This is a genomic window from Nonomuraea sp. NPDC049129, assembly GCF_040648495.1.
Taxonomy (GTDB): Bacteria; Actinomycetota; Actinomycetes; order Streptosporangiales; family Streptosporangiaceae; genus Nonomuraea.
Genome location: NZ_JBEZDU010000039.1, coordinates 51,483 through 74,261, shown reverse-complemented (window position 1 = coordinate 74,261; position 22,779 = coordinate 51,483). Strand labels below are relative to the sequence as shown.

Genomic DNA, 22,779 nt, shown 5'->3' with positions numbered 1-22,779 from the left:
TCCTGAACGTTGCCCAAATCTTGCGGGAAATGACTGTTTTGTGGCAAGGAGTTTGACGCGTGGTGAACTAGAAGACCGCGACCACTTCATAGTTTGATGAGATGGAAAAGCTGACCGGGATCATCAGGGCGGCGCTGTTGGTCGCCCTGACCTTGGCCGCTTCTGCCGTCGGCTTGACCGGGACCGCGCTGTTGACCCGCGACGAAGCGCCCCCCAGTCTCCCGATCACCGCGTCGATCTCCGGCTCCGGCTCGAGCGCGCAGAAAGGCGCGATGGACGCCTGGCGGGCCGACTTCCAAGGGCTGCACCCCGACCTGCGGGTGGACTACAACGCCAACGGCTCCGGCGCCGGCATCCGCGACTTCATCACCGGCGCCACCGCCTTCGCCGGCTCCGACGTCGCGATGCACCCCGACGAACAACTGCGGGCCGACAGACGCTGCCACAGCCGCGCGATACACCTGCCCATGGTGGTGGGCCCCATCGCCCTGGCCTACAACCTGCCGTCCACGCCGGAACTGAAGCTCTCGCCCACCACCCTGACCGGCATCTTCAGCGGCCGCATCACCCGATGGGACGCCGCGCAGATCGCCGCCGACAACCGCGGCGCGAACCTGCCGGGCACCGGCATCCGGCTCTTCCACCGCTCCGACGACTCGGGCACGACCTACAACTTCACCGCCTATCTCAAGGAGGCGGGCCGCTGGCCGTACGAGCCGTCCAGGAAGTTCGCCGACACCGGGCAAGGCGTGACCGGCTCGGCGGGCATCACCGAGGCCATAGGGCGCACCGAGGGCTCCATCGGCTACGTGGAGTACGCCTACGCCGGCGACGCCGCCCTGCGCACGGCCAAGATACGCAACGCCGCCGGCCAGTTCGTCGCCCTCTCTCCCCAGAGCGCCACCAAAGCCCTGGAAGGCGCCCGGATCGCCGGCCACAACGGCGACCTGATCGTCACGTTCGACTACCTGACCAAGAACAAGGACGCCTACCCCATCATCCTGGTCACCTACGAGATCATCTGCTCCCGCAGCTCAGACCCGCTGGTGCGCACCTTCCTGGACTACACCGCCAGCGACGCCGGCCAGTCCTACCTGTCCCTGTACGGCTACGCCCCGCTCCCGCACGATCTCCTGGCCAAGGTACGTACCCAGCTCGGCGTCACCACCTGAACGGGAACCCCCGGCCTCTCACCGGTGTAGGGAAGACGTGAGCACCATCACCAGACGCCAAGCCCTGGCGCTCGGCGCGGCGGCCGCCGTATCGGCCTGCGCCACCACCCAGCCGCCCCCCAAGGCGGCGCCCCCGGCCCCGCGCGGCAGGCTGCTCGCCGAGACCGCCGCCGGGCTGTCCCTGGTCGAGCTGTCCACCGGCGCGGTGACGGCCACCTACCCCGGCGCGGTGCCCGGCCCCCGCTGGCTGCGCCTCTACCAGATCGACCACGACCGGCTGCGCACCTACGACGCCACCACGGGCCACCTCCTCGAGCAGCGCGACCTGGCCGGCGCCCCGGGCCGGCGCATCAAGGCCGTCTCCGGCGACCTCGTCGCCCTCGGCCCCGAACCCGGCCCCCGCAGCCGTACCACCCTCACCCTGACCGGCGCCGGCGGCAACCGGACGCTCCAGCTCGACGGCAACATCGAACCGGAGGCCTTCTCCGGCGACGGCCAGGTCATGTACGTCCTGGACCACCTGCCGCCCGAACATCCCGACCGCTACCGCGTGCGCATGTACGACCTGGCCGCCGGCCGGATGACGCCGCTGCTGACCCGCGCCAAGCAGCCCGTGCCGCTGTCGAAGGAGGAGGAGATGCGCGGCAAGGGCCGCCAGGCCGTGCACGACCCGGACCTGGCCACCCTCTACACCCTCTACACCCACCAGGACGAACACCTGCACACCCGCGACCTGATCGCCGGCCACGACCTGAGCCCCGGCGTGCACGCCTTCGTCCACGTGCTCAGCCTGGACCAGCGCTGGGCCTACTGCCTGGACCTGCCCGAACCGTTCGGCCTCGGCCCGCCAGCGGCCCACGCGATGGCGCTGGACACCCAGGCTCGGCGGCTGTACGTCTTCGACGCCTCCACCGGCCGCATCGTGGTCGCCTCCACCGACGACCTGACGATCAAGCGCGGCGGCCTGCTGGGCCGGCTGGGCGACGGCGAGGCGTACGCGGTGGCGGCGGATGGCCGCGCCTATCTGGCGGCGGGCAAGCGGCTGCTGTCGGCCGACGGCCAGACCCTGACCCCCGCCGGCGTATGGGACCTGCCCGGCCAGGCACACGGCCTGGCCTGGCTGAACGGCGAGCTGCTGGCCGGCGCGGGGGAGCAGGTCCTGCGCTTGGAGCCGCGCACCGGCGCGCGGCTGGGCGCCATCACCCTGCCCGGCCTGCGTGAGGTACGGCACGCCGAGCCGTCCTACGGCTGATCGCGGCGGCGAAGGCGGAGATGACCGGGTGCGGGCGGCTGCCGTCGCCGGACAGCTCCGGCTGGAACAACGTGGCCAGGTAGAACGGGTGGCCGGGCAGCTCGGCCACCCGCACCATGCCCTCCTCGGCGTGCCCGGAGAAGACCAGCCCGTGCTCGACGAGCTTGTGCTTGTACGCCTCGTTGAGGCCGTAGGAGCAGCTGTAGGCCTCCATGGTGATGGGGGAGCCGATGATCTGCTCGATCAGCGAGCCGGGCCTCAGCCGTACCAGGCCCTCGTGGCCGGCCAGGGAGCACTCCAGCGGCAGCAGCAGGAACTCACGCGCGTCCGGCTCGTTCTCGGCGTGCGCCACGTCGAGCCCGCACACGCCGCGCGCGTACTCCAGCAGCATGTGCTGAAAGCCGCCGCAGGTGCCCAGCACGGGGATGCCGCGCTCGCGCGCGGTGCGCGCGGCGCTGATCACGCCTTCCTCGCTGAGGTACGGGCTGCCGGGCACGATCCAGATGCCGTCGAAGCGTTCGAGGGCGTCGTCGTGGGCGTCGGTGGAGGGGATCCAGTACGGGTCGAGCGCGATGCCGTCACGCTCACGCAGCGCCTGGATGATCAGCGGGATGCGGGCGTGCGCGCGCACGCTGGGCGAGCGGTCTCCGACCAGGGCGATTTTCATGCCTCCATGGTGCGGCGGACCACCGCTTAAGCACCAACGATGATGTCTGCACATGCTATAAGAAACACTGATGGACCCTCATCTGCTGCGTACGTTCGTGACCGTCACCGAGGCGGGCTCCTTCTCGGCCGCGGCCGAGCGGCTCGGCTACACCCAGTCGGCCATCTCCCAGCAGATCGCCGCGCTGGAGAGCGACCTGGGCCTGCCGCTGCTGCACCGCCGCCCGGTCGCGCCCACCGAGGCCGGCCTGCGCCTGCTGGAGCACGCCGGGCCGCTGCTGCTGCGCATCCGCGCCGCGCGGGCCGACGTGCTGCGCACCGCCGCACTGCCCGCCCACCGCCTGACCCTGGCCGCCACGCCCCTGGCGCTCAACTCGGTCCTGGCCCTACGACTGGCGGCCGCGCGGGCGGCGCAGCCGCGGCTGCGGGTGACGGTACGCACCTGCGGCAGGGACGAGGTGGCCAGGCAGGTGGCGGACGGCAGGGCCGAGGCGGGCCTGGCCGACGGGATCACCGCGCCGAACGACCCGCTGCGCCTGCCCGAGGTCGGCCCGATGACCACGGTGGGCGTGGCCGAGGAGGGCCTGGTCGTGGCGCTGCCCGGCGACCACCCCCTGGCGGGCCGGGCGGGGCTGCGGCTGGCCGACCTGGTCGACGCGCACTGGCTGCAGACGACGTTGTGCCCGCTGGAGCGGCTGCGCGACCTGCTGGGCGACGGCTTCCGGCCCGCGCTCGACTACACCGGCGACGACGTGCACACCGTGCTCAACCTGGTCGCCGCCGGCCACGGCCTGACGCTGCTGCCCGCCTCCGCCGGCCGCGGCGTGCCGCTGGTGGCTCCCCGGCTGGTGCACCGCGTCGAACTGCTGCACGCCACCCTGCCGCCGGGCCCCGCCGCCGACCTGGCGGCGCGCCTGTCACCGTGACAGCGATCTGTGCGCGAGCTGTCAGCGCCGCCGCCCACGATGTCGGGCATGAACGCATTCGAAGCCGAAGGGCTGGTCAAACGCTTCGGCACGACCACCGCCCTGGCCGGCATCAACCTATCGGCCCGCCGGGGCACCGTCCTGGGCGTGCTGGGCCCCAACGGCGCCGGCAAGACCACCGCCGTACGGATCCTGGCCACCCTGCTGCGCCCCGACGCCGGCCAGGCCCGCGTCAGCGGCGTCGACGTCGTCCGCCACCCCGCCCAAGTGCGCCGCATGATCGGCCTGACCGGCCAGTACGCCTCGGTGGATGAGGACCTGACCGGCACCGAGAACCTCGTGCTCATCGGCCGGCTGCTCGACCTGCGCGGCCCCGACGCCAAGGCCAGGGCCGCCCGGCTGCTGAGCGACTTCGGCCTGGCCGAGGCCGCCGACCGCCGCGCCGCCACCTACTCCGGCGGCATGCGCCGCCGCCTGGACCTGGCCGCCAGCCTGGTCGGCCGGCCCGAGGTGATCTTCCTGGACGAGCCCACGACCGGCCTGGACCCCGCCAAGCGCGAAGACGTCTGGAACATCATCCGCCGCCTGGTCACCGACGGCGTCACCGTCCTGCTGACCACCCAATACCTGGAGGAGGCCGACGCCCTGGCCGACGACATCTCCGTCATCGACCACGGCAAGGTCATCGCACACGGCACCCCGGCCGAGCTCAAGCACGTCGTCGGCGGACAGACCGTGCTGGTGCGGCCCGCCGACCACACCAGGCTGCGCGAGAGCGCCGAGATCATCTCGGCCGTCGCGGGCCGCCCCGCCGAATCACCCGGCCGCGACGTGACCACCGTGCCCGTCGAGGGCGACGCCGCCTTCACCGAGATCGTGGCCCGCCTTGACGCCGCCGGCATCGCGGTCACCGAGCTGTCGCTGCGCCTGCCGAGCCTGGATGAGGTCTTCTTCACCCTGACCGGCCACCACGCCGACAAGGAGGACGCGGCATGACCCTCACCGCCGAACGCACCGCCGCCCCCGCCCGCCTGGACGCGCGCCCTTTCGGCCTGGTCCGCCACAGCCTCGCGCTGGCCGGGCGCAGCGTCGTCAAGACCCTGCGCACCCCCGAACAGCTCATCGACGTCACCCTGCAGCCGATCGTCTTCCTCATCGTCTACGTGTTCCTGCTCGGCGGCGCCGTGTCCGGCTCCACCGAGGACTACCTGCAGTTCCTGCTGCCCGCGATCATGGTGCAGACGGTGATGTTCGGCGGGATGGCCACCGGCGTCAGCCTCAACACCGACATCAAGAAGGGCGTCTTCGACCGCTTCCGCAGCCTGCCGATCGCCCGCTCGGCGCCGCTGATCGGCTCGGTCCTGGGCGACCTGATCCGCTATGTGGTGGCGATCGTGGTGCTGATGGGCGCCGGGGCCGCGCTGGGGTTCAGAATCCACACCGGGCTGGTGCCGACGCTGGCCGCCTGCCTGCTGACGATCTTCTTCTCCTTCTGCCTGAGCTGGGCGTTCGTGCTGCTGGGCGTACTGATGCGCGAGCCCGGCGGGGTGCAGGGCACCTCGTTCCTGGTGCTGTTCCCGCTGACGTTCGGCACCAGCATGATCACCCCCAAGGACACGCTGCCCGGCTGGTTGCGGGCCTGGCTGGAGGTGAACCCGGTCAACCACGCCATGGAGGCATCCCGGGCGCTGATGCTCGGCGGCCCGGCCGGCGCCTCGGTGGTGTGGACGCTCGTGTCGGGGCTGGTGTTCCTGGCGATCTTCGCGCCCCTGGCCGTCGCGGCCTACCGCCGCCGCGCCTGACCCAGCCGCTGTACAGGCGTCCCCGGCCGCTGCCCGCTGCGCTGAGCCGGCCGCTTCGATGCTCTCCGGCCGCTACGGTGGCGCGGCCGGGGCGTGTACCAGGCTGAGCGCGGCGGGCCGGTCCAGGCTCCGGCCCGCCGCGTAGGCGGCGTCGTAGCCATCGCCGAGCTCGGCGCGCAGCCGCGCGGACAGGCGGGCCACCTCGGGGTTGAACGCGTCGGGCGCGCCGCGCAACTGCTCGGCCGCGCCCAGCGTCCGGGCGGCCGCGACCGGCTGGCCGCCAAACGCCCTCGACTCCGCCACCGCCACCGCCACCCGGGCCAGCACCGGCATGTCCCTGGCCGACAGACTCAGCTCGGCGGCCTGGCCGATGTAGCGCTCGGCCGCCGCCGGGTCGCCCATCGCCAGCGCCAGATGCGCCCGGCCGATCATCACCAGCGCCCGGAACTGCGGCGCGATCGCCGAGGCGTACTCCAGCGTGGCGGCCGACCGCTCGTACTCGCGCGCGGCCGTCTCGAGATCGCCCTCCAGCCGCGCCAGGTCACCGAGCCCGGAGTGGGCGAACGCGGCGTTGCGCGGCGACTGGTCGCGGTGCGGCTGCTCGGTCATCTCGCGCAGCTGGGCACGCGCCTGCTCCACCTGTCCCTTGCGCATGCGGATCGTGGCCTGCCACACCTGATGCCCGGGGTCGAGGTCGGGGTTGAGCTGCCGCACCAACGCCGTGGCCTCCAGGATCGAGGCGAGCGCGTCGTCGAAGTCGCCGAACATCGCGTGCGCCTCGCCCAGCGACATCAGCGCCATCGACAGCCCCCACCGCTCACCCACCTCCCGTAGCTGCGCGGCGGCGGCGATCAGGTCCTGGCGGGAGCCGCGCATGTCGCCGTCGTTCTCCTTCATGGCGGCCCTGACCGTCAGGAGCATCCCGCGCGCCCACTGGTCGGGATGGGACAGGCGCCGCTCGACCTCGGCCAGCCCCAACTCGCTGTCATCGGTGAACAGCGCCAGCGCCGGCCCGAGCATCGCCAGCACCGGATGGGACAGCTCCTGCTGCGACAGCTCGGCGATGCGGCGCAGCTCCTCCACCGCCGCCCCGACCGTGGCGTCGCCGCCGGCCAGCGCGCCGTTGATGAGGAAGGTGGCCGAGGCGATCAGCCTGGCCTGCCGCGGCGCGTCCCCGGGCACGTCCAGCGCCAGCTTCATCCAGCCAACCGAATCCTGCCGGTTGCCGCGGAAGGTCCAGAAGATGCCCATCGCCGCCGCCAGCCGTACCGCCGTGTCGGCATCACCCCGGTCGACGGCGAAGTGCAGCGCGGCCAGCAGGTTGTCATGCTCGGCCAGCAGTCGCGCGATCCAGGTCAGCTGCTCGCGCCCGCGCAGATGCGGCTCGGCGAGCTCGGCCAGCCGCAGGAAGTAGGCGGCGTGGCGGACGCGGGCCGGGCCGATCTCGCCGCTGCCGGCCAGCCGTTCCAGGCCGTACTCCCTGATCGTCTCCAGCATGCGGTAACGGCCGCCGTCGGCCGCCTGCAGCAGCGACTTGTCCAGCAGGGCCGCCACCAGGTCGAGCGTGCCGCCCAGGTGCTCGGCCGCGGCCAGGTCGAACCCGCCCGCGAACACCGCCAGCCGCTCGGCCAGCCGCCGCTCCGGCTCCTCCAGCAGGTCCCAGCTCCACGCCACCACCGCGCGCAGCGTCTGGTGGCGGGGCAGCGCCGTACGGCTGCCTCCGGTCAGCAGCACGAACCTGTCGTCCAGGCGTACGGCCAGCTCGTGCAGGCTCAGCGCGCGCAGCCGGGCCGCGGCCAGCTCGATGGCCAGCGGCAATCCGTCGAGCCGGCGGCACACCTCCCGCACCAGGCCCTGATCCAGCACCAGCCCCGGACAGGCCGCCGCCACCCGGTCGCCGAACAACTGCACGGCCGGCTCGGCCGGCAGCGGCGGGACCGGGGTGACGACCTCGCCCACGATGCCCAGCGGCTCACGGCTGGTGGCCAGCACCCGCAGCCGCGGGCAGCGGCCGAGCAGTTCGTCGGCCAGGCGGGCGACGGCCTCGACGAGGTGCTCGCAGTTGTCGAGCACCAGCAGCACATGACCGGCCGACAGGGGCTCGACCAGGTGGTCGATGGTGTCGGGCGGCGCGGTGGGCCCGGCCGGCACGATCGAGCGGCCGAGCGCGGCCAGTGCCGCCTGCGCCACGTCGGCCGGATCACTCACGGGCGCCAGCTCCACCAGCCACACCGCGCTCGGCCCCGGGTACCCCGGCTCCCCGTCCGGCGTCGGCGGCCGGTCGCCGCAGGGGGAGCCGTTCGCGGGGCGGCCTCGGTGTTCGGCCTGGTTCAGGAGGGCGGCGGCGATCGTGGCGGCCAGCCGGGTCTTGCCCGCGCCGCCCGGACCGACGAGCGTCACCAGGCGGCTGTGTCCCAGCCGGGCGCTCACCTGGGCGATCTCGGCGGCACGGCCGACGAAGCTGGTCAGCGGGGTACGCAGGTTGGTACGGGGGCGGCGGACCGGCTCGGCCCGTAACAGCCTCAGATGGATCTCGCGCAGCTCCGGCCCCGGATCGGCGCCCAGTTCCTCGGCCAGAGCGCGCCGGAGGTCCTCGTAGGCGGCCAGCGCCTCGGCCCGGCGCCCGGCGGCGTGCAGCGCCTTGAGGCGGGTGGCGTGCAGCCGCTCGCGCAGAGGATGACGCGCGGCCAGCTCCCCGAGCTCCGCCAACAGCCCGCCCAACTCGCCGTCCGTGCCCCCGCCTTCCGCCGTGCCTTGAGTGGTTTCGGCCTGGTCGGTGCGATGCCGGGTGACGCTGCCCTGGGTGGGCCCCGCGCCTTGTCGCGTGAAGCGTGTCAGGTCGGCCTCCGCGCGGTCCTCGATGGCCGTCAGCCGGGCCTCCTCCAGGCGTACCGCGTATCCGGTCGCGAACGGCGCCGTCGCGACCTCGCCCAGCGCCGGCCCCCGCCACAGGGCCAGCGCCTCGCGCAGCAGCCCGGCCCTGGCCGCCGGGTCGCTCTCGCCGCGCGCCCGAGCCGTCAGCCGGTCGAACTCCGCTACGTCGGTGACGGCGTCGAGCCGGTAGCCGCCGGGCTCCAGGACCAGCGCCGACGGGTCGGGCAGGGCCCGCCGCAGCCGGGAGACCAGCGACTGCAGCGCGTTGCCCGGGTCCGCGGGCCGCTCGTCGGGCCACAACGCCTCGGCCAGCTCCTCGACGGTGACGGTGCGCCCGGCCGCCAGCGCCAGGCGCACCAGCAGCAGGCGCAGCCGGGCGCCGCCGATGGCGGCGGACTCGACGTCCAGCGGCCCCAAGATTGCCACACGCACAGGAACCATGCTGCCACCTGACCGCCGTCACCTCGCCGAGCCGGCCGGGACCGAGCCAGCTGGACCGAACCGGCTCCACCGAACGAGCCGGGCCGTAGCAGGAGCAGGAGCAGGCGCCCGGCCCCGGCCCCGGCCCCGGCCCCGGCCCCGGCCCCGGGCAGGGGCAGGGGCTCGGGCGCGGGCGCGGGCGGGCGGGCGGCGCGGGCGGTAACGAGGTCAGGCGTGCCAGTCCGTCACGCCGCCCGGGACGGGCGCCTGCGGGTCGTAGGGCTCGCGGGTGAAGATGAAGGTGTTGAGGTCGAGGTGATCGGCCCCGACCCGCAGCGTCTCACCGGCGTAGTAGCCATCCAGCCCCAGCCAGGTCCCGTCCTCCTGCGGCACGAACCGGGAGGACCGGCCCGCCCCGCCCACCGGCGTGAGCGCCAGGCCGCCGTCGGGCAGCAGCCGCAACGCGTACGGCTTGGGGCCCCAGTGCCACAACCCGGTCAGCGCCAGCAGGGCGGGGTCGGCGGGAGCGGGCCGCCACTGCTCGGGCAGGCGGGGCTCGTGTTCGTCGAGGATGTCCAGCAGGTCGGTGGGCAGGCTGTAGCTGAGGCCGCTGGTGGTGTTGGCCAGGAACAGCACGCCCACCTGGTCGGCCGGGTCGGCCCACACGGTGGCCAGGAAGCCGGGCATGGACCCGGTGTGACCGGCCAGGCGGCGTCCGGAGTGCCGGGTCAGCTGCAGGCCGAGCCCGTAGCCGGAGGTCCAGGCGTCGCCGTCGTCGACGGTGGCGGGCTCGCGCATCTCGGCCAGCGTGGCGGGGGACAGGACGCCGCCGGTGTCCCCGGCCACGAACGCCGCCCAGCGGGCCAGGTCGGCGGTCGTGGACCACAGCTGACCGGCGGGCCCCATGGCGGCGGCGTCGTGTTCGGGCTCGGCCAGCACCACCTCGGCCCACGGGTGGACGGCGTAGCCGGTGGCGTGCGGGGCGCGCGGCCGCTCGGTGGTGGCCGACAGGCCGAGCGGCTGAAGGACCTCCTGCTGTACAGCCTGCAGCCAGGGCATGCCGCGCAGCCGGGCGACCAGCTCGCCGAGCAGGCCGTAGCCGATGTTGGAGTAGTGGAAGCGGCGGCCGGGCCGGTGCTTGGCGTGCTGCGGCCCGAGCAGGGCCAGCAGGTCACCGGCCGGCAGGCCGGGGGTGCGCTCCCACCAGCCGGTGGGCGGTTCGGCGGTCAGGCCGGCGGTGTGGGAGAGCAGCTGGGCCAAGCTCACCTCGCCGAACGGGGTGCCGGGCAGGTGTTTGGCCAGGGGGTCGAGCAGGTCGAGGCGGCCTTCGTCCCGCAGCCGCATGACCACGACGGCCACCATGCTCTTGGTGATCGAGCCGAGCCGGTATTGCGTATCGGCGGTGGGGGCCGCCCCGCCGCCGGGGCCGGTGAAGCCGCGAGCGCCGAACCAGGCCAGCCTCCCCTCGCGTACGATCGCGGCCGTCAGCGACGGCACCCTGCACTCGGCCTGTTCGACGGCCAGCCTGCGCAGCAGCGCCCGCGCCGTCGTCTCACCCACCTGACTCATGGGCGCCAAGCCTAGTGCTCAGATGGGCAGCAGTTCCGGCCCGATCAGCTCGCCCTGGTGCGGCTGGGGGTGGGCCTGGTCGTGGTAGTAGTGGCCGGCGTACCAGACGACGACGTTGGTGGCGTCGATGCTCTCGCTGTTGAGGAAGCGCCCGATGGCGGCCCGGTCGCGCGGGCCGGGGTTGCCGTCGTCGAGCTCGGCCGCGTGGTGGCGCAGGAACCACAGGTCGGAGACCCCGTAGGAGTCGGCGGTGTCGTCGAAGGGGCCGGGGTGGATCTGGTAGCCGCGCCCTGAGGATTTGTCGCGTACCTGCCAGTAGCGGCCGGGGGCGCGGCGGCGGGTGGTCTCGCGGACGATCGGCACCGGCTCGGGGATGATCGGCCCCTGGTCGATCTGCTCGACGATGTCGTTGGCGGAGCCTTCGATGTCGAAGTCGAAGCGCCAGTAGGCGTGGTGGCGGTGCACCATGCAGGTCATCGGGTTGGCGGTGGCGGCGAAGCCGAAGCGGGGCCTGATGGTGCCGTCGTCGCCCAGCCGCCAGTCGCTGGCGTAGCGGTACCAGCCGGCCTGCAGCTCGCTGACGATGCGCAGCTCGTCGCCGTCGTGGTGGAAGGCCACGCCCTGGAAGCCGCCGGCGTCGGTGTCGGGCCGTTCCAGGATGGTACGCGGCGGGCTGTCGCACAGCCGCCAGCCCCAGCCGACCGGGTCGGTGCCGGTGGCCGAGAAGCGGGTCTCGGAGGAGGCGTCGTCGCGGAAGGTGGTGCCTTGTTCGTACTCGACGTTCAGGACGGGTACGTGCGCCTGGCGCAGCACCAACCGGCCCCGGTAGCGCACCTCGCGCAGCTCCACGCCCGATCCGGCGCCGGGGTTCTGCGGGGCAGAGGCGCGCGGCCGCACGACCAGCAGGTTCCACAGCTCGTCGGCGCCCCGCAGGACGCGTACCCGCACCTGGTCGGGGCCGCCGTGGTCGGCCAGGGGGGTGACGCCTTCGGGCACGGTGTGCTCGCAGTCGTGGTGCATGCGCACGTCGATGCCGGCCGGGGTCCAGTCGACGGTGCGGGCGGCGGTGTCGACGGCGACGATGCGGTGGCGTACCCCGGTGGGCTCGCCGGGGGTGTAGATGCCCAGGGTGGGGCGGCGCACGGTGGTGCCGTCGGGGTTGTCCAGGTCGGCCAGAGGCGGCATGGGCCGGTAGACGATCACGTTGTCGCCCGGCGGGAAGTGCGGGTCGGCGCGCAGGACGTCGGCGGCCGCGAGCAGTTCGTCGTGGCTGGGCGGCGGCCGGTGGGCGCTGGGCCGGACCTCGGCGCTTTCCGGCCGGTCCAGGGTGCCGCGCAGCTCGACGGCGCGGTTGCCCACCGGGTCGAAGACGGTGGCGCGGAAGGGGGCGTCCTGGCCGGGGTCGTGGCCGAGCGCCGGAGCCTGGCCGATGATCAGCCGGTCGGCGTCGGCGACCTCCAGCGCGGACAGGACGCCCGGGTGGGCGGCCACGGCCTGGCGCAGTTGCCCGGCGCTCAGCCCGGCGCGGGGGACCGCTTCGATGGTGACGCGTACATCGTCGCTCATGCATGGCTTCCTACAGGGCGGCGGGCGCGGCTGGAAGGCCCAGATGTTCTCACCGGTGCTCTGTGGCGACGGCGTGCGGCGGACCTGCGAACGGGCGGGCATGGGAACGGCCCCGGTCGGCGAGCGACCGGGGCCGGATGATGCGGCAGGTCAGTCGGCGCAGATGGCGAAGACGCTGATGCCGACGTCGCTGTAGCCGATCTGGCGGCCGAGGACGATCCAGCCGCGCCCGTCATCGGTGGGGAAGGAGCCGACGAGGATCGCCCCGTTGCCGCGGGCCTCGCCGCCACCGCCCAGGACCTTCTTGGCGCCGGGGCAGTAGAGGGTACGGCGCTGGAAGTTGGGCACGTTCGCGTTGGGCAGCGTCACCAGCTGGTATCCGGGCGGCAGCGCGGAGGCGTGGTGGGGCTGGCCGGCGGGTGCGGTGGTGGCGTTGGCTGCGGTGACGACGGTGGCTGTGGCCACGCACGCACCGGTGAGGAGGACGGCCAGGGCGAGGGACTTCTTGTGCATCGCTCTCCTTGAGTTGTTCCCTGGATCACCCCCGCTCCGCCCGCGGGCAGCACGAACCCGCGGTCGAAGTGGGGTGATCCAGGGAGCCAGGGCCTACACGAAGAGTATCCACAGCACTACCGTGAGTGTCGATGGGTAATCATGTTCGAGCCGCGGACCCGTCAATATGCAGTTACATGCCTGCATGTCGGCGATGGCCTGATGTTAGGCTCAAAAGTGATCACTCCTCTGCGAAGGAAGGCCGCCATGAGTGACATACGGTTCCCGCTCACGCTGCGCGTCACCGTCAGCGGAGCGACCCCGGACGAGATCAGGGAGAAGGCCAGGACCCAGGCCCTGGACTTCTTCGGGCCCCACTCCGAACTGGACGTCATCAGCGCGGAGGCCGAGTCCGACACGGAGCGCGGCACCGGCTACCGGGCGGTCGTCGTCTTCCGGCGGGTCGCCTAATGAGAGCGGCAGATGCGCATCCACGGTCAAGCCATCGCCAACAGCGATAGTAGTGGAATGAATAATATACGCGTCGAGACCAAAATACGCCGGTCAACATCCCCAGCACCCCCGCAAGAAATACACATCAAATGTTTCATGTTCCGGAAAAAGGGCCCGGCCGGCGCTCGATAAATCTTGGCGCACGTCTTGACTATTGCCGAGCGCGCCATGTCACGATGGGAGGGAAAGCGAGAGACACACAATGGGGGTGGTCTCGTGCTCAAAGAAATATTCGTTACCGGGGCCCTGGTGGCGACCGCCATCGTCCCTTCCGCGGCCGCACTGGCCCAGCCTGACAAGGCCCGCGCCCTCGGCGGCAACGCCACATCCACCTCGCTCACCCACTGCACTTCGACAAGCTCCGGCAAGCCGTGCAAATGGCTGGAGGGAAAGAACAAGAAGTGCCTGTGGTGCAAGTCGAAGAAGGGCGGATACACGCGTAGTTACTGCGAGGACAAGAGCATGGGCTCGCCAGGAAAGGCGCCCGAGAAGCCGAAGCAAGAGGGCATCCTCTGCAAGGGAGACCTCGACGAGGCCGCTACCGCCTGCACCAGGTGCGTCAACCTCAAGACCGGAAAGATATTCTCCAGCAGCTGCAAGGGAGAAAAGCCTGGAGACCCGGCTCCCTAGTTCCAGTCCCGAAGAGGATCCCCGGGCATAGGCGTCGCGACGCGCGGCCCCTATGCCCGCACGGGCACGAGGCCACCCGCCCCTTGCCCTATTCTTGGGCCGGAGAACGCCCAGGGACAGGGAGAGACTTCTTCGGTGAAGCAAGGTCCGGCCAATCTCCCCGCCACCCACCTCGACGCCGTCCTCGAACGCTTCACCTACGGCCCGAACGAGGAGACCGGCTACTCGATCGCGCGGGTGGCGACCGAGCGGTCGGGCGCCGAGCTGCTGACCGTGGTGGGACCGCTGCTGGGCGCGCAGGTGGGGGAGTCGCTGCGGCTGAGCGGCCGCTGGACCTCCCACCCCAAGTACGGCAAGCAGTTCGAGGTGTGGTCCTACACCACCGTGCTGCCGGCCACCATCCAGGGCATCCGCCGCTACCTGGGCTCCGGCCTGATCAAGGGCATCGGCCCGAAGATGGCGGAGCGGATCGTCGACCACTTCGGCACCGACACCCTCGAGGTGATCGAGCAGGCGCCCGAGCGGCTGGTCGAGGTGCCGGGCCTGGGCCCCAAGCGGACCAAGCTGATCGCCGCCGCCTGGGAGGAACAGAAGATCATCAAAGAGGTGATGATCTTCCTGCAGGGTGTCGGCGTGTCCACCTCGATCGCGGTGCGCATCTTCAAGCAGTACGGCGAGAGCTCCATCTCCGTCGTCAAGAGCCGCCCGTACCAGCTGGCCGACGACGTGTGGGGCATCGGCTTCAAGACCGCCGACACCATCGCCCAGGCGGTCGGCATCCCGCACGACAGCCCCGAGCGGGTCAAGGCCGGGCTGCGCTACACGCTGTCCCAGGCGGCCGACGACGGCCACTGCTACCTGCCCGCCCCCAACCTCGTCGGCGACGCCGTCAAGATCCTGGAGGTGCCCGCCGACCTGGTCGCCGGCTGCCTGGAAGAGCTGGTCGCCGAGGAGGGCGTGGTACGCGAGCAGATCCCGGCCGGCGACAACATCGTGCCGGCGGTCTACCTGGTGCCCTTCCACCGGGCCGAGCTGTCGCTGGCCTCGGCGCTGCTGTCGCTGCTGCGCGGCGGCCATGACCGGCTGGCCGCCTTCGCCGAGGTCGACTGGGAGCGGGCCGAGCAGTGGCTGCGCGGCCAGACCGGCGCGGACCTGGCCGCTGAGCAGCGTCAGGCCGTACGGCTGGCGCTGACGGAGAAGGTCGCGGTGCTGACCGGCGGGCCGGGCTGCGGCAAGAGCTTCACCGTGCGCTCCATCGTGACGCTGGCCCGCGCCAAACGGGCCAAGGTGATCCTGGCCGCGCCCACGGGCCGGGCCGCGAAAAGGCTCGCCGAGCTGACCGGCCATGAGGCGACCACCGTTCACCGGCTGCTGCAGCTGCGGCCCGGCGGGGATGCCACCTTCGACCGCGACAACCCCCTGGACGCCGACCTGGTCGTCGTCGACGAGGCCTCCATGCTCGACCTGCTGCTGGCCAACAAGCTCGTCAAGGCGGTCGCGCCCGGCACGCACCTGTTGTTCGTGGGGGATGTGGACCAGCTGCCCTCGGTGGGCGCGGGTGAGGTGCTGAAGGACCTGCTGGCCGCCGAGGACATCCCCCGCGTACGGCTGACGCAGATCTTCCGCCAGGCGCAGGAGTCGGGCGTGGTGGTCAACGCCCACCGCGTCAACACCGGCCTGCACCCCAAGCTGGAGAAGATGACGGACTTCTTCCTGTTCCCGTGCGAGGAACCGGAGGAGATCGCGGCGCTGACGGTCGACGTGGTGGCCCGGCGCATCCCGCGCAAGTTCGGCCTCAACGCCCGGCGCGACATCCAGGTGCTGGCCCCCATGCACCGCGGCGCCGCCGGAGCCGGCGCCCTCAACATCGCGCTGCAGGAGGCCCTGACCCCCTCGCGCGAGGACCTGCCAGAACGCCGCTACGGCGGGCGCGTCTTCCGCGTCGGCGACAAGGTCACCCAGCTGCGCAACAACTACGAAAAAGGCGCGGCCGGGGTGTTCAACGGCACCGTCGGCATCGTCGTCGACATCCGTCCCGACGAGCAGAAGCTGATCGTCGCCACCGATGAGGACGAGCAGGTCGACTACGCCTTCGACGAGCTGGACGAGCTGGCCCACGCCTACGCCGTCTCCATCCACCGCTCCCAGGGCAGCGAGTACCCGGCCGTGGTCATCCCCCTGGCCACCAGCGCCTGGATGATGCTGCAGCGCAACCTGCTCTACACCGCGATCACCCGCGCCAAGCGGCTGGTCGTCATCGTCGGGTCCCGGCGCGCGCTGGCGCAGGCCGTACGGACCAAGGGGGCCGGGCGGCGCCACACCAGCCTGACCCACCGCCTGGCCCAGCACTGAGGGTTTCGCCCCTTTACTCCTGTTGCGCCCGGCTGACCTGGGGTTCCCAGCAACAAGTGATTTAAATGTTACCGAACTATCCCAAACTCCTCCGCGTCTTACATGCAGGAGCATTAAGGTCTTTGGCATTGAGTTTGCTGTTATGGGGGAGAGGACTGACTTGAACGTCAAGCCCGGTTGGAGGACGCCCGTCACGGGCATGGCCCTGCTCGCGGCCGCGGCACTGACCGCGTCCTGCTCGAGCACTCCCCCCGCCCCGGGCAACGCCGACGCGGCCAAGGCGACCACCTCCGCGACCCCGGAAGCGCCGACGATCAAGATCTCACCCGCCGAGGGCAGCTCGAAGATCAGCCCCGACAAGAAGATCGTCGTGACCGCCGCCGGCGGCACCCTGGAAGAGGTCACGGCCGAAGGCGGCGGCAAGAGCGTCGAGGGCACCTTCAACGCCGACAAGACCAAATGGGTCTCCAAGGGCACCCTGCTGCCCTCCAGCTCCTACAACGTCAGCGCCAAGGCCGGCGTCACCAGCGCCGCCAGCACGTTCAAGACGCTCAAGCCCGAGCGCGAACTGCAGGTCATCGACGTCACACCCAGCGCCAAGGGGGAGACGGTCGGCGTGGGGGCGCCGATCATCGTCACCTTCAACCAGCCCGTCAGCGAGAAGGCCGACGTCGAACGCGCCCTGGAGGTCGAGGCGCAAAAGCCCGTCGACGGCGCCTGGCGCTGGATCAACGACACCACCGTCATCTACCGCACCGCCAAGTACTGGCCCGCCCACCAGAAGGTCACCTTCAACGCCCGCCTCACCGGCGTCAAGGGCGGCAAGGGCATGTACGGCGTCAAGGACTCCGCCACCACCTTGAAGATCGGCGCCCGCGTGATCAGCAAGGTCGACACCAAAAAGCACATGATGTACGTCTACCGCGACGGCAAGCGCGTGCAGACGATGCGCATCAGCGCCGGCATGGCCACCACCCGCGAGTACACCACCACCTCCGGCGTCCACCTGACCATGGAGCGCGGCAACCCGGTCCGCATGATCTCCCCCGGCCGCAAGAAGGGCGACCCCGGCTACTACGACGTCATGATCAACCACGCCGTGCGGATCTCCAACTCCGGCGAGTACGTCCACGCCAAGGACAACGTCTGGGCCCAGGGCCGCTCCAACGTCAGCCACGGCTGCATCAACTCCCGCCCCGACCAGGCCCTGTGGTTCTACAACCACTTCCAGCGCGGCGACGTCGTCGACATCAAGGGCACCACCCGCGACCTGGAATGGAACAACGGCTGGGGCTTCTGGCAGCTGCCCTTCTCCAAGTGGAAGAAGGGCAGCGCCCTGTAGGCGGGCCGCCTGGCTCATGTCGCCTTCTCGGCGGACAAGCGGGCCGCCTCACCGCCATCCCGCCGCTCCCTTTGCTCAGGCCCCGTCACGGCGGGCTCCGCCCGGGCCGGCGGATGCTCACGCAGCGGAGTTTCGCGGACGAGCCAGGACGCCGCGAAGGCGATCAACGCGAGAACGGCGGCGCCGATGAGCAGGCCGTGCAAGCCGCTGGTGACGGCTTCTCGCACGGCCTCGCCGGCCGCAGCGGGCAGGTCGGGCAGCAGGTGGGGCGTGAGTTCGCCCCCCGCGGTCAGCCGCTCGGCCGCCGCCGGGCCGAGACGGGCGCTGAGGTCGGCCCGCATGTTCCCCGCGTACAGGCCGCCCAGCAGCGCGATGCCCAGCGAACCGCCGATGGTGCGCAGCAGGGTGAGCGTCCCGCTGGCGGCGCCCATGTCCCGGGGGTCGGCACTGTTCATCGTGATCAGCGTCGTACTCTGCGTCACCAGACCCATCCCGGCCCCGACGAGGAGGCTGAGCGCCGAGGCCGCCGCCGCCGCAGTGCCGGCCTCGAGCAGCAGCAGGGCCAGAGTCCCGGCGATCGTCAGTGCGCCGCCGAGGATCGGATAGCGGCGGTAGCGGCCATTTCGGCTGATGAGATGGCCGGTGATCAGTTGCGCGCCGAGCATGCCGAACATCAGGGGCAGCAGCAGCATGCCGCTGAGCGTGGGTGAGGTTCCCTGCACGAACTGCATGTACTGCGGCAGGTAGTTGGTCACGCTGAGCATGATCGCGCCCAGCAGGAAGCTGAGGATCTGGGCGAGGGTGAAGTCGCGGTCGTGGAACAAGCGGGGCGGGATGACCGGCTCGGCGGCGCGCCGTTCGACGGCCACGAAGGCGGCCAGGGCGAGAACGCCGCCGGCGGCGAGGGCCAGGATCTGGGGCGAGAACCAGGAGTAGGTGGTTCCGCCCCAGCTGCTCAGCAGGGTCAGGGCCACGATGGCGGTGGTGAGCAGGGCCGCACCGCCGTAATCGATGCGGACTTTGACGCGCTCGATCGGTGGCAGATGGATACGGGTGGCGATGATCAGCAGGGCGACGGCGCCGAAGGGCAGGTTGACGTAGAAGGTCCAGCGCCAGCTCAGGTAGTCGGTGAGCAGCCCGCCGGCCAGCGGGCCGCCGACGTAGGCGATCGGCATGATGACGCCGATCATCGACTGCAGGCGGCCGCTGTGACGTGGTGGTACGAGCACGCCGATGATGGCCAGCGCGCCGACCATCAGCCCGCCCGCGCCCAGGCCCTGTACGGCGCGGAAGGCGATGAGCTGGCCCATGTCCCGGGCCAGGCCGGACAGGACGGAGCCGGCCTGGAAGAGCGCGATCGCGGCGATGAAGGTGATCTTGCGGCCGTACAGGTCGCCGAGTTTGCCCCAGATCGGGGTAGTGGCCGCGCCCGCGAGCATGTAGGCGGTCACCACCCATGGCAGGTGGTCCAGCCCGCCGAGGTCGCCCACGATCGTGGGCAGCGCGGTACCCACGATCAGGCCGTCCAGCATGGCCAGGAACATACCGAGCAACAGGCCGAACACCGCGAGGTAGGGCAAGCGGTCGTTCATCGCGGTTCAGGCGGCGTAGGGCCGGATGGCCTTGGCCTCGCGCAGGGCGTGCGCCCACCAGGCGAGTTGGTCGAGCATGGTCGTGGCGGCGGTGTCGGCGGCCGGATCGACGGCCCTTCCCTCCCCGTCGAACTGCTCCCAGGCGCGCTGGAAGCCGACGCCGTCGCGGATGGTGACCGCGTGCAGTTCGGCCAGCACCAGGCGCAGGTGCTCGACCGCGCGCAGCCCGGCGGAGAAGGCGCCGTAGGAGACGAAGCCGACCGGCTTGGCGTGCCATTCCCTGGAGTGCCAGTCGATGGCGTTCTTCAGCGGCGCGGGGAAGCTGTGGTTGTACTCCGGGGTGACGATGACGAAAGCGTCGGCCGCCGCCAGCCGTGGTGATACGGCCGCGAGCAGATCCTTGGCCTCCTGGGAGGCCGGCGGCTGCCCGAGCACGGGGAAAACGGTGGGCAGCGGGGTTTCGACCAGATCGATGAGGTCGGCGCTCATGTCGGCGCGCCGCGCGATGTGGTCGACGACCCAGGAGGCCACGCCCGTGCCGAATCGGCCCTCGCGGGTGCTGCCGAGGATGACCGCGATCTTCAGGTGGTTGTCGTTCATGGAGGGGCACTTCCTTGTGTGTACGGCGTATCCGAGCGAGATACAACGTACACATCCCTGTGTACGTTGTCTACTTTTGATACGTTGTATCGCACGACCAGCTGGAGGGAAGCCCCACACCATGGCCATCGAGAACGACAAGCCGCGCGCATCACTCTGGGAGCGCCTGGAAGCTCCCGCCCCCGCGCAGCGACAGACGCTCTCCCCGCAGCGCATCGCCATGACCGCGGTCGAGATCGCCGACGCCGAAGGCCTGGAGGCCATCACCATGCGCCGCCTGGCCACCGAACTGGGCGTCGCCCCCATGGCGCCCTACCGCCACGTGTCAGGCAAGGACGATCTCCTGCAGCTGATGGTCGACCATGTCTACGCCGGCTTTCACCTCCCAGCCGAGCGGGAGTGGCGCGAGAGCATGCGGACCCTGGCGCTGCGCACCCGCGACCTCATGCTCCGGCACCTGTGGCTGGCACAGCTGCCCCCACAGGCCAGGCTCTCGCTCACGCCCAACAGGATGAGAGTCGCCGAGCAGGCCCTGTCAGCGCTGGACGGCCTGGGCCTGGACGCCGACGCGATGATGAGCGTCTTCCGCGCCGTGGACGCCTACGTCCAGGGCGCCTTGAACGACGAGAGCGCCGTACGCAACCTCATGCACGAACAAGGCTGGTCCGACGGCGACGAACTGCGTTCCGAACTGGCACCGCAGATGATCTGGCACATGCGGACCGGCCGCTATCCCACTTTCCAGCGCTACCTTCAAACCGCCACCCGCAAGGACGACGCGCAGTGGCAGTTCGAAACCGGCCTCACCTACGTCCTCGACGGCATCGCGACCACCCTGGCCATCTGAGTCGCAGCTCAGCCGGCCCCGAGACCGTCAACAGGAGGCCGTCGGCTCTCCAGGTCGGGCAGAAGAATCGTGCTCTCCTGCTCGCGCGGATCCGTGCGCGCCAGGACGACCTCGGCGGGCTCGCTGTCACTGAGATTCACCGGCATGTGCGGCGTACTGGCGGGGATGTAGATGAACTCCCCTTGACGCGCTTGCAGGTAGTGCTCCAGATTCTCGCCGTACCAGGCACCTACGGCGCCCCTGATGACGTAGATGGCCGTCTCGTGATGGTCGTGCTTATGAGCCCGGCCGCTGCCCGAGGGAGGAATGGTCTGCAGGTGCATGCAGATATTGCGCGCACCCACGGTCTCGGCGGCGATACCGGCGAAGAACTGCAGATGCTGCTTGCCCTCATACATCAAAGCGGACCGGATGACACGGCAGTGACCGTCCGGCTGCGGGGGATGCTCCACCTCTGGCTCCTCAGAATCGGCCGAAGATCAGGTTGCCGGGCGCGCCCGGGTCGGTACTGGCGTAGAAGTCCCGCTGCGCGGCGTGGATCTCGCTGATGTCCAGATGCCCGCTGCCGTCGGTGTCGAGCCGGTCGAAGACCTCACGCCGCTCGGCCTCGGTCAGGGAGCAGATGCCGGGGATGGCGGCGAACTCCTCAAAGGAGATCCGGCCATCGCCGTCGATGTCGCAGACGGTCAGGACGGACTCGGCGATCCGGCCCGCGGTCGCCGCGTAGCCGCTGGTGCGGAACTCCTGGCCGGCCAGGTAGGCGGTGAACTCCGCGCGCGACAGGTGCCCGTCGTTGTCGTCGTCGGCACTGTGGATCAGGGCGTTCCACATGCTCGCGTAGGCGGCCACCACGTCCCGGCCCTTGGCGGAGTCGGCCGGCACGCCGAACGCCGCCAAGAACCTCGTGGCCGCGATCTGAAAGTCGTCCCTGGTGAGCACACCGTCACCATCGGCGTCGTACAAGGTGAATCTCTTGTCGAATTTCCGGGCGAGAACATCGGGCACGGACATGGCGCTCCTTCGGGAGGCGGTGAACCGGCACCCGCACTGTAACACTACTTAAAGTTATGAACAATCACTCTTTGCAATCGACCGGAGGAGGACCTTCAGAGCGCTTGCGCTGTGGGTGAAGCGGTTGCGCCGTGGGCGATGAGGGGGTGCCACGCAAGAGCAAGGACGACAGGGTGAGTCCAAGAACCACGACGAGCGGAGAGGTGGCCACCATGGCGATCGCACAAATGCTGGGGCCCGGCCAATGGCTGGCGGCGGAGATCCGCGACAGCGACCCATGGAGGGTCGCGCTCAGCGAGGAGCATCGGCACGAGGTGCTCGGCGCCGTACGAGCGGCGCAGGCGGCCGGGCCGGCGCCGCAGGAGATCACCCCGGACGGCTTCCCGCTGCCGACGCTCGGGCCGCTCCTGCGGCGAGTGCGCGAGGAGATCGTGAACGGTCACGGGTTCGCCCTGCTCCAAGGGGTGCCCGTCGGCCAGATGAGCGAGCGGCAGCGCGAGATCGCCGGACTCGGCCTCGGCTGCCACATCGGCGCAATCGTCCCACAAGGACCCGGCCCGGTGCCGCTGGTGCACGTACGAGACACCGGCGCCGACCCCTCCCAGCCACGCACCCGCAGCTACCAGCACAACGGGCGGCTCGGCTTCCACAGCGACCCCACCGACGTCGTCGCCCTGCTGTGCGTGCGGCCGGCCAAGTCGGGCGGCCTCAGCGTCATCGTCAGCTCCGTGGCGGTGCACAACGAGGTCGTCCGGACCCGCCCCGACCTGGCCGAGGTGCTCTACCAGCCGTGGTGGCACGACCGGCGCACCGGTGACGGCCCCGACAGCTTCTACACCAAACCGCTGTGCACATTGGGCCAGGACGGCAGGGTGTCGTTCTCCTACGGGCCCGACTACCTGCGCTCGGCCCAGCGCGGCGCCTGCGTGCCGCCGTTCACCCCGGCGCAGCGCGAGGCGATGGACCTGCTCGACCGGCTGACCAACGACCCCCGCTTCGTGCTCACCATGGACCTGCGGGAGGGCGACATGCAGTTCCTCAACAACCACCTCCTCCTGCACGGCCGCACCGCCTACGAAGACCACCCCGAGCCGCAGCGCCGCCACCTCATCCGCCTGTGGTTCACCACCGGCTGAGACGCCCAAGCAGGCCG

20 protein-coding genes are annotated in these 22,779 nt (G+C 71.1%); 11 read left to right on the top strand and 9 right to left on the bottom strand.

Going from position 1 to position 22,779, the window contains the following annotated elements; translation table 11 throughout:
- Positions 1 to 101: 101 nt before the first annotated feature.
- Entirely contained in the window at positions 102 to 1,172 is a 1,071-nt protein-coding gene (pstS, locus tag AB0B64_RS56190) for a phosphate ABC transporter substrate-binding protein PstS (protein ID WP_357956879.1), read from the top strand.
- A 37-nt stretch (positions 1,173 to 1,209) separates the two neighbouring features.
- Positions 1,210 to 2,424, top strand: coding sequence for a hypothetical protein (locus tag AB0B64_RS56185; protein ID WP_357956877.1), 1,215 nt, complete (start codon positions 1,210 to 1,212; stop codon positions 2,422 to 2,424).
- On the opposite strand, the gene AB0B64_RS56180 is transcribed toward AB0B64_RS56185, so the two are convergent.
- Positions 2,372 to 3,091 (bottom strand): hypothetical protein, encoded by a 720-nt coding sequence (locus AB0B64_RS56180; protein ID WP_357956875.1) that lies wholly within the window; start codon positions 3,089 to 3,091, stop codon positions 2,372 to 2,374. The genes AB0B64_RS56185 and AB0B64_RS56180 overlap by 53 nt on opposite strands.
- 70 nt (positions 3,092 to 3,161) lie before the next feature.
- Between AB0B64_RS56180 and AB0B64_RS56175 the strand changes: the two genes are divergently transcribed.
- The 3 genes from AB0B64_RS56175 to AB0B64_RS56165 are packed head-to-tail and all read left to right on the top strand — an operon-like array spanning position 3,162 to position 5,818.
- Entirely contained in the window at positions 3,162 to 4,016 is an 855-nt protein-coding gene (locus AB0B64_RS56175; protein WP_357956873.1) for a LysR family transcriptional regulator, read from the top strand.
- 48 nt (positions 4,017 to 4,064) lie between these two features.
- The gene (locus AB0B64_RS56170; protein WP_358203603.1) at positions 4,065 to 5,012 is read left to right on the top strand and encodes an ATP-binding cassette domain-containing protein; all 948 of its coding nucleotides are present in this window, start codon (positions 4,065 to 4,067) and stop codon (positions 5,010 to 5,012) included.
- Positions 5,009 to 5,818 (top strand): ABC transporter permease, encoded by an 810-nt coding sequence (locus tag AB0B64_RS56165; RefSeq protein ID WP_357956869.1) that lies wholly within the window; start codon positions 5,009 to 5,011, stop codon positions 5,816 to 5,818. The genes AB0B64_RS56170 and AB0B64_RS56165 overlap by 4 nt, the downstream gene beginning before the upstream one ends.
- A 72-nt stretch (positions 5,819 to 5,890) precedes the next feature.
- Here the strand turns inward: AB0B64_RS56165 and AB0B64_RS56160 are convergent, their stop codons facing one another.
- The 4 genes from AB0B64_RS56160 to AB0B64_RS56145 form a co-directional block, all read right to left on the bottom strand.
- Entirely contained in the window at positions 5,891 to 9,124 is a 3,234-nt protein-coding gene (locus tag AB0B64_RS56160) for a BTAD domain-containing putative transcriptional regulator (protein WP_358203596.1), read from the bottom strand.
- 216 nt (positions 9,125 to 9,340) lie between these two features.
- Entirely contained in the window at positions 9,341 to 10,681 is a 1,341-nt protein-coding gene (locus tag AB0B64_RS56155) for a serine hydrolase domain-containing protein (protein ID WP_358203591.1), read from the bottom strand.
- 18 nt (positions 10,682 to 10,699) lie between these two features.
- Positions 10,700 to 12,247 carry a hypothetical protein gene (locus AB0B64_RS56150; RefSeq protein ID WP_357956863.1) on the bottom strand — a complete coding sequence of 516 codons (1,548 nt, stop codon included), beginning with the start codon at positions 12,245 to 12,247 and terminating at the stop codon, positions 10,700 to 10,702.
- Positions 12,248 to 12,397: 150 nt separating this feature from the next.
- A complete protein-coding gene (locus tag AB0B64_RS56145; RefSeq protein WP_358203576.1) occupies positions 12,398 to 12,760 on the bottom strand; it encodes a hypothetical protein in 363 nt (120 codons plus the stop codon).
- Between the two features lie 246 nt (positions 12,761 to 13,006).
- Here AB0B64_RS56145 and AB0B64_RS56140 point away from each other — a divergent pair, with 246 nt between their 5' ends.
- The 4 genes from AB0B64_RS56140 (at position 13,007) to AB0B64_RS56125 (ending at position 17,576) form a co-directional block, all read left to right on the top strand.
- Positions 13,007 to 13,210 (top strand): hypothetical protein, encoded by a 204-nt coding sequence (locus AB0B64_RS56140; RefSeq protein WP_357956859.1) that lies wholly within the window; start codon positions 13,007 to 13,009, stop codon positions 13,208 to 13,210.
- A gap of 258 nt (positions 13,211 to 13,468) precedes the next feature.
- A complete protein-coding gene (locus AB0B64_RS56135; RefSeq protein WP_358203569.1) occupies positions 13,469 to 13,882 on the top strand; it encodes a hypothetical protein in 414 nt (137 codons plus the stop codon).
- A gap of 135 nt (positions 13,883 to 14,017) precedes the next feature.
- Entirely contained in the window at positions 14,018 to 16,234 is a 2,217-nt protein-coding gene (locus AB0B64_RS56130; protein ID WP_358203564.1) for an ATP-dependent RecD-like DNA helicase, read from the top strand.
- 160 nt (positions 16,235 to 16,394) lie between these two features.
- Complete coding sequence (locus tag AB0B64_RS56125; protein ID WP_357956853.1) at positions 16,395 to 17,576, top strand: Ig-like domain-containing protein; 1,182 nt, start codon at positions 16,395 to 16,397, stop codon at positions 17,574 to 17,576.
- A gap of 14 nt (positions 17,577 to 17,590) precedes the next feature.
- Here the strand turns inward: AB0B64_RS56125 and AB0B64_RS56120 are convergent, their stop codons facing one another.
- A complete protein-coding gene (locus AB0B64_RS56120; RefSeq protein WP_358203557.1) occupies positions 17,591 to 19,168 on the bottom strand; it encodes an MDR family MFS transporter in 1,578 nt (525 codons plus the stop codon).
- Between the two features lie 6 nt (positions 19,169 to 19,174).
- Positions 19,175 to 19,768, bottom strand: a complete 594-nt coding sequence (locus AB0B64_RS56115; RefSeq protein ID WP_357956849.1) for an NAD(P)H-dependent oxidoreductase — start codon at positions 19,766 to 19,768, stop codon at positions 19,175 to 19,177.
- Between the two features lie 121 nt (positions 19,769 to 19,889).
- Here AB0B64_RS56115 and AB0B64_RS56110 point away from each other — a divergent pair, with 121 nt between their 5' ends.
- Positions 19,890 to 20,615 (top strand): TetR/AcrR family transcriptional regulator C-terminal domain-containing protein, encoded by a 726-nt coding sequence (locus AB0B64_RS56110; protein ID WP_357956847.1) that lies wholly within the window; start codon positions 19,890 to 19,892, stop codon positions 20,613 to 20,615.
- An 8-nt stretch (positions 20,616 to 20,623) separates the two neighbouring features.
- On the opposite strand, the gene AB0B64_RS56105 is transcribed toward AB0B64_RS56110, so the two are convergent.
- Both AB0B64_RS56105 and AB0B64_RS56100 read right to left on the bottom strand, forming a co-directional pair.
- A complete protein-coding gene (locus tag AB0B64_RS56105) occupies positions 20,624 to 21,067 on the bottom strand; it encodes a cupin domain-containing protein (protein WP_357956845.1) in 444 nt (147 codons plus the stop codon).
- Positions 21,068 to 21,077: 10 nt separating this feature from the next.
- On the bottom strand, positions 21,078 to 21,626 hold the full coding sequence (locus AB0B64_RS56100) for an EF-hand domain-containing protein (protein ID WP_358203546.1): 549 nt from the start codon (positions 21,624 to 21,626) through the stop codon (positions 21,078 to 21,080).
- Positions 21,627 to 21,838: 212 nt separating this feature from the next.
- Here AB0B64_RS56100 and AB0B64_RS56095 point away from each other — a divergent pair, with 212 nt between their 5' ends.
- Positions 21,839 to 22,762 carry a TauD/TfdA family dioxygenase gene (locus tag AB0B64_RS56095; protein WP_358203540.1) on the top strand — a complete coding sequence of 308 codons (924 nt, stop codon included), beginning with the start codon at positions 21,839 to 21,841 and terminating at the stop codon, positions 22,760 to 22,762.
- The last annotated feature ends 17 nt before the right edge of the window (positions 22,763 to 22,779 follow it).